The 6492-nt window shown below is 68.7% G+C and carries 9 protein-coding genes; 5 read left to right on the plus strand and 4 right to left on the minus strand.

The genetic code is table 11. The features are described from left to right. Positions 1-101: 101 nt before the first annotated feature. The gene (locus tag QM569_RS09880) at positions 102-653 is read left to right on the plus strand and encodes a PaaI family thioesterase (RefSeq protein ID WP_414987061.1); all 552 of its coding nucleotides are present in this window, start codon (positions 102-104) and stop codon (positions 651-653) included. Next, positions 650-1063 carry a lactoylglutathione lyase gene (gloA, locus tag QM569_RS09885; protein ID WP_414987062.1) on the plus strand — a complete coding sequence of 138 codons (414 nt, stop codon included), beginning with the start codon at positions 650-652 and terminating at the stop codon, positions 1061-1063. Before QM569_RS09880 ends, gloA begins: the two co-directional genes overlap by 4 nt. 121 nt (positions 1064-1184) lie before the next feature. On the opposite strand, the gene QM569_RS09890 is transcribed toward gloA, so the two are convergent. Next, entirely contained in the window at positions 1185-1709 is a 525-nt protein-coding gene (locus QM569_RS09890; RefSeq protein ID WP_414987063.1) for an OmpA family protein, read from the minus strand. A gap of 72 nt (positions 1710-1781) precedes the next feature. Here QM569_RS09890 and QM569_RS09895 point away from each other — a divergent pair, with 72 nt between their 5' ends. From QM569_RS09895 to pdxH, 3 genes are all read left to right on the plus strand, one after another. After that, positions 1782-2378, plus strand: a complete 597-nt coding sequence (locus QM569_RS09895) for a gamma-glutamylcyclotransferase (RefSeq protein WP_414987064.1) — start codon at positions 1782-1784, stop codon at positions 2376-2378. A gap of 74 nt (positions 2379-2452) precedes the next feature. After that, positions 2453-2992: a superoxide dismutase family protein gene (locus QM569_RS09900; RefSeq protein ID WP_414987065.1), complete on the plus strand. Its 540-nt coding sequence runs from the start codon at positions 2453-2455 to the stop codon at positions 2990-2992. 32 nt (positions 2993-3024) lie between these two features. Then, positions 3025-3684: a pyridoxamine 5'-phosphate oxidase gene (gene pdxH, locus QM569_RS09905; RefSeq protein ID WP_414987066.1), complete on the plus strand. Its 660-nt coding sequence runs from the start codon at positions 3025-3027 to the stop codon at positions 3682-3684. Here pdxH and QM569_RS09910 read toward each other — a convergent pair. The 3 genes from QM569_RS09910 to QM569_RS09920 all read right to left on the minus strand — a co-directional run bounded on the left by QM569_RS09910 (position 3681) and on the right by QM569_RS09920 (position 6235). Next, positions 3681-3866, minus strand: coding sequence for a hypothetical protein (locus QM569_RS09910; RefSeq protein ID WP_414987067.1), 186 nt, complete (start codon positions 3864-3866; stop codon positions 3681-3683). The genes pdxH and QM569_RS09910 overlap by 4 nt on opposite strands. After that, positions 3863-4093, minus strand: coding sequence for an addiction module protein (locus QM569_RS09915; protein WP_414987068.1), 231 nt, complete (start codon positions 4091-4093; stop codon positions 3863-3865). The genes QM569_RS09910 and QM569_RS09915 overlap by 4 nt, the downstream gene beginning before the upstream one ends. A 66-nt stretch (positions 4094-4159) precedes the next feature. Continuing rightward, positions 4160-6235, minus strand: coding sequence for a TonB-dependent receptor (locus QM569_RS09920; RefSeq protein ID WP_414987069.1), 2076 nt, complete (start codon positions 6233-6235; stop codon positions 4160-4162). Between the last annotated feature and the right edge of the window lie 257 nt (positions 6236-6492).

A 6492-nucleotide genomic window follows, 5' to 3' on the forward strand; every position in this document is an offset into this window, starting at 1 on the left:
AGTTGGTGCAGCCCTGCGGAAGCACCGGGGTGGTTTCGGCTTGCATGCGATTGATTGTATCTGCAATAATTGCAGATGCAAATATCCCACCGAAAGCACGCATGACCCACTCCAACCAGCTCGAACAATGGCTCGCCCAGGAGCGCGACATCGCCGCCCGGCTGGATGGCGGCATCGGCCCCGGCGTCTCCCGGCCCGAGCAGATCGCGGGCCTGACCGGCCTGCAGCAGATGCAGGCCATGCTGCGCGGCGAGCTGCCCTTCGCGCCCATTGCGCGCACGCTGGACTTCCTGCTGGTGGAAGTCGATGAAGGCCGCGCCGTTTTCCAGGGCACGCCGGGCGCGGCGCATTTCAACCCCATGGGCACGGTGCACGGCGGCTGGTTCGCCACCTTGCTCGACTCGGCCCTGGGCTGCGCGGTGCACACGCGCATGCTGCCGGGGCGCGGCTACACCACGGCGGAGCTGAGCGTGAACATCGTCAAGGCCCTCACCCCCAAGGTGCAGCGCGTGCGCGCCGAGGGCCGCGTGATCCACTGCGGGCGCCAGCTCGCCACGGCGGATGCGCGCCTTGTCGGCCCCGACGGCACGCTGTACGCCCATGGCACCACCACCTGCCTCGTTTTCGACATGCCTGCACAATCCAAGGCATGAAATTTCTCCACACGATGCTGCGCGTTGGCAACCTCCAGCGCTCGATTGACTTCTACACCCAGGTGCTCGGCATGCAACTGCTGCGCACGTCCGAGAACCCTGAATACAAGTACTCGCTGGCCTTCCTGGGCTTCGAGGGCGGCAACCCCGGCCAGGCCGAGATCGAGCTGACCTACAACTGGGGCGTGGAGAGCTACGACATGGGCACGGCCTACGGCCACATCGCCCTGGGCGTGCCCGATGTGTACGCGGCCTGCGACAAGATCAAGGCCGCAGGCGGCCAGGTGACGCGCGAGGCCGGACCGGTGAAGGGCGGCACGACGGTGATCGCCTTCGTGACGGACCCGGACGGCTACAAGATCGAGCTGATCCAGCGCAACTTCGATGCCCCTGGCGCGGGTCTGCGCTAATCTTTTGATAGCTGACAGCGCTTGCTGCATAAGCGCTTGAGGCCATTTTTGCATGAAAAAAGCCCGGGGGTACCGGGCTTTTCCAGGGGGCGCGAAGCGCGCGGAGCGGCGGGGCCGTCCGTCAGTCGGCCAGCGTCACTTCCACGCGGCGGGCCTCGGCGTTGGTGCCGCTGGCCTGGGTGACCTCGGGCTTCTTCAGCTCGACCTTGTCTTCGGCCACGCCCAGGGCCTTGAGCGCGTCGCGCACGGCCAGGGCGCGCTGCTTGGCCAGCTCTTCGTTCACTGCGGCGTCGCCCGTGGCGTCGTGAAAGCCCGAGACCACGGCCTTCTTGCCCGCTGCCACGCCCTTGACCACGTCGGCCAGGGCTTCATTGGCGCCTGCGGCCAGTTCGGCCTTGCCGGTGGCGAAGAAGAACTTCACCACGCCGCCTTCCACGCGCACGCTGGCCGCGTCGCCAGCCACCGGGGCGGCTTGCGCAGCAGGGGCTGCACCGGGGGCGGACACGGCGGCGGGGGCCTTGGCGCCGCGCACCTGCTTGACGACCACCGTGCCCACCACGGCGGTGAGCAGCAGCGCGATCAGCGCGAACAGGAACCCAAGGGCAAAACGTTGTTGGCTGTCGTCGTCGGAACTGCTGTAGGACATGGAAGAAAACCCCGTAAATTAATGAAGTGGTTGTTGAAAACCGAACAAGCCCCGCATTCTAAATTGAACCCCATGACGACTCTGCCCGCCCCCTTGCGCGACCCTGCCCCTCTGCTGGAACGCACCCTGGCGCAATGGGGCGGCGAGCAGGACCTGTGGGTGTTTGGCTACGCATCGCTCATCTGGCGGCCCGATTTCGACTTTGCCGAGCGCCGTGCCGCCACGGTACACGGCTGGCACCGGGCGCTCAAGATGTGGAGCCGCGTGAACCGTGGCACGCCCGAATGCCCCGGGCTGGTGTTCGGCATGCTCTCGGGCGGCAGCTGCCGGGGCATGGTGTTCCGCATCCTGCAGCCGCAGGCGCGCCAGGTGCTCGTCGCGCTGTGGCAGCGCGAGATGCCCACCGCCGTCTATGACCCGCGCTGGCTTTGTTGCCACACGCCGCAAGGCCCCGTGAGGGCGCTGGCCTTCACCCTGTCGCGCAAAAGCCCCAGCCACACCGGCACGCTGGCGGACGGCGAATACCGCCGCATCTTCGCCCAGGCCCGGGGCCGCTACGGCAGCACGCGCGACTACGCCCAGGCCACGTACGACGAACTGCAGCGGCTGGGCATTCACGACCGGGCGCTGGCCCGGCTGATCGCGCTGACCCGCAACAAACTGCAATAGGGCGTAACGGTTGGGCCGTGCGCTCCCGGCGCCAGGACAATGGGCCGTCTTTCACCAACCAGAAGGAGCATGCAATGACGAACCCCAGCAATACGCACCGGGCACTGGCCCTGTCGGCCATCGCGGCGTGTGCCCTGGCGGGCTGCGCCGCCCATTCCCCCGGCCCCGCCGCCACTGCCACGCTGGAGCCCACGCGCGGCAACGCGGTCAGTGGCGTCGTCCGCTTCGTGCAGTCGGGCGAGGTCGTGAAGGTGTCCGGCGAAATCCGCGGCCTCAAGCCCGGGGCCGAGCACGGCTTTCACATCCACGAAAAAGGCGATTGCTCCAGCGGCGACGGCATGAGCACGGGCGGCCACTTCAACCCCGGCGGCAAACCGCACGGCCACCATGATGCGGCCGAGCACCACACGGGCGACCTGCCCAGCCTCAAGGCCAATGCCAGCGGCGTGGCCGTCGTGGCCTTCGAGTCGCGCAGCATCCGCGTGGGCAGCAGCGCCAACGACATCGTGGGCAGGGGCCTGATCGTCCACCGCGACCCCGACGACTACACCACCCAGCCCACGGGCAATGCCGGGCCGCGCCTGGCCTGCGCCGTGATCACGGCAGCGCCGTAAACCATGCGCTCCGGCGGGGCACAATGGCCGCCATGACCGCCCCGCCCTCCTCCCCCTCATCCTCCATCGCCGACCTGCGCAAGAGCTACGAGCGCGCCGAACTCGATGAAAGCGCCTCGCACCCTGCCCCGCTGCGGCAGTTCGACCAGTGGCTGCAAGAAGCCATCAACGCCCAGGTGCCCGAGCCCAACGCCATGACGCTCGCCACCGTGGGCAGCGACCTGCGGCCCAGCACGCGCATCGTGCTCATCAAGGGCTACGACGAGCGCGGCATCGTCTGGTTCACCAACTACGACAGCCGCAAGGGCCGCCAGATCGCGGGCAACCCCTATGCGGCCCTGCAGTTCCACTGGGTCGAGCTGGAGCGCGTGGTGCGTATCGAGGGTGTGGTGGAGAAGGTGAGCGCCGAGGAAAGCGACGCCTACTTTGCCAGCCGCCCGCTCGACTCGCGCATCGGCGCCTGGGCCAGCCCGCAAAGCCAGGTGATCGCCGGGCGCGGCGTGCTGGTGGCCAACGCGGCAAAGTACGGCGCGCAGTACCTGATGAACCCGCCGCGCCCGCCGCACTGGGGCGGCTACCGCCTGAAGCCCGACCAGTGGGAGTTCTGGCAGGGCCGCAAGAGCCGCCTGCACGACCGGCTGCGCTACCGGCTCGATGGCGGCGAATGGGTGCGCGAGCGGCTGGCGCCTTAACGATCAACGCGGCTCAACCAATATTCTGGCATTTGATAATCGCCAGCTACCGCGCAAATGAGCACGCCTTCGGCAATTTCCGTACGAAAGCGAGCGCCCAGCCCCTTGCGGATGGTTTCGTAATACGCCGTCTGCGCCAGCAACTCCGAGCGGGCTTCGCTTGTGAAACGGGCCAGCCTCACGGCGCGATGCGGCGGGCTTCGGCGAACACGTCTTCTGCGGCAAAGGTCTGTACCCCGCCCCGCTCATACGCTGCCATGCGGCGCTCGATCTCCACAGCCCATGCCGCTTCTACTTCGGCAAGGGGGGATTCGTGCAGGGACTCCAGCAGGAGGTCAACAAGACGCGAGCGCTCTGCGGGCGAAAGCTCGCGTGCTTGTTCGGCAAGGTCAGCGACTACATCGGGCATGGCAAGACTCCGGGTGAAGTGCCGACGATGATACGTGCTGGCTCCCATGCGTTTCAACCGGACAGCCTAGAACGCCACCTTCACCCCCACCGTCACGTTGCGCCCCATCAGCGGCGCCGCGTTCTTGATGAAGCTGGTGTGCGCGTACGCCAGCCGGTCGGTGAGGTTGTTGGCCTTCAGGTAAACCTGCCACGGCGTGCCTCTGGCCCAGGTGCCGCTGTAGCTCACCCCCAGGTTCAGCATGCCGTAGCCCGGCGTGGCGCTTTCGAACTCGGCCACGCGGTTCTGGCGGGCCACCTGCACCCATTCGATCTGGCCGTCCCAGGCGTTCCAGTTGCCGTCCAGGCGCAGGCCCGCGCGGGCGGCGGGGATGCGCGGCAGCAGGCCGCCGTCTTCCAGCCGGGCGCGCACCACGTCGCCGAACAGGGTGATGCCCACGTGCCGATTCAGGCGCTGGCGCACCTGGCCCTCGATGCCGGTGAAGGTGGCGTTGGCCTGGCTGTACTGCAGCAGTTGCAGGCCGTCCAGCTCGTCCAGCGTGCGGCCATAGATGTAGTTGCGCACGCGGTTGTGGAACACGCTGACGCCGAAGGTGGTGTCGCCGCTGGTCTTTTTCAGGCTCAGGTCGATGTTGTGCGAGATTTCGGAGCGCAGGTCGGCGTTGCCGCGTTCGTACGTGCTGGTGGCCATGTGCAGGCCCTGCGCGTACAGCTCCTCCGCCGTGGGGGCGCGGCTGGCGCGGGTGAACGACGCGCCGAGCTGGTAGCCGGGCGTGAAGCGCCATACCGCGCCCAATGAGGCGGACGTGCCGTTGTGGCTGCGCTCGATGCCGCTGGTCTGCGCCTCGGCGGTCTGGCGGTCGTGGCGCAGTGCGGCTTCAAAACGCCAGTCGCCCAGGCGGTATTCCTCCAGGATGAACAGGCCCGTGCGGCGCGTGACGGTGGGCTCCACGTAGGCTTCCTCGCCCTCGGCGCTGAACTTGCGCTCTGAGGTCTGCAGGCCGATCACGCCCTTGAAGCCCGCGACGGGCTCGTGCTGCAGCTCGATGCGCGTGTCGTAGGCTTTGTTCTTGAAGGTGGTGCTGACGGCGCCGTCCTCGACCTCGTCGTGTACGTAGTCCGTGACGCCCGCGCGCAGGCGCAGGGCCGAGAAGCCCGCAAACGGGTTGCGCAGCTCGCCGCGAATGTCCAGCCGCTCGCTGCGCAAGTCCACCACGGGCACGTCGCCGTGTTCCTCATCCTCATGGTCGTGTCCGTCTTCGTCCTCGTCCGCGCCGCAAACCAGGCGGTTGCCGAGGGCACCGCAGCCCTCGAAGCCATGGTTGTGGCCCGGCAGGCCGTACTTGGCCGTCTGGCGCGTGTACGCGGCGCCCAGGTAGCCGCTGTCGCCCACCCACGACAGGCCCACGCTGCCGGTGTCGGTGCGGTTGAAGCTGCCAGACACCTTGCGGGTGGCCTCGCCGTCGGGCGCCCAGCCCTTGCCCACGCGGTAGTCGCCCGCGTCGCGCGCCACGCCTTCCACGTGGATGGCCAGGTGGCCTGCGCCGCCGGTCAGCGCAAAGGCGCCCGCCCCTTCGCGCGCGCCAGTGCCCGCGCGCAGCTCGGCGCTGCCTTCGTAGCCTTTTTGCGGTATGGCGGTGGGCACCTTGCCGTCCAGCACATTGACCACGCCGCCCACGGCGCCGTTGCCATAAACCAGGGCCGAGGGGCCGCGCAACACCTCGATCTGCGTGGCGAGCAGGGGTTCGGAGACCACGGCGTGGTCGGGGCTGATGGTGGATGCGTCGTGCAGCTCGGCGCCGTCGCTCAGGACCTTGACGCGCGGGCCGTCCATGCCCCGGATGATCGGGCGGCTGGCCCCGGCGCCGAAGTGGCTGCTGGTGATGCCGGGCTCGCTGTTCAGGGTTTCGCCCAGCGTGGCCTCGCGGCGGCGCACGAGGTCGTCGCCTTCGAGCACGGTGACGGGGGTGGTCATGTCGTCCGCGCCCAGTTGCAGGCCGCTGGACGAGACGGTGACGGGCGGCAGGCTGGCTTCGGGCTCGGCGGCTTGCGGCTGCGCCAGGGCGGCCCCGGACAGGGCCAGCATGGCGGCCAGGGCGACGGGGCGCAGGGCGGGTCGGTGGAGAACGAGGGGTTGGGTCATGGTGATGGTTTGCGGTAAATGCGTGCAGCGGCACGCGGCCCCGCGCCACGGGCGCAGAGCATGAATGTGAACAAAAATGGCCACCAGCGCTTACTGGACGGGCGCTGGCAGCTATGAAATCAGGAGTTGGGGAACGTCAGGCCCGCGCGGGCGGCGGGCCGCGAGCCTGGAACAGCGCCGCGTGCGGGGCCGTGGCGCGGCCCGCATGGCGTGCGGGCGGTGCCAGCGGCGCCGCCGTGGCGGGCAGCGCCAGGGGG

It is taken from the genome of Acidovorax sp., from assembly GCF_047607405.1.
Classification (GTDB): domain Bacteria; phylum Pseudomonadota; class Gammaproteobacteria; order Burkholderiales; family Burkholderiaceae_C; genus Acidovorax.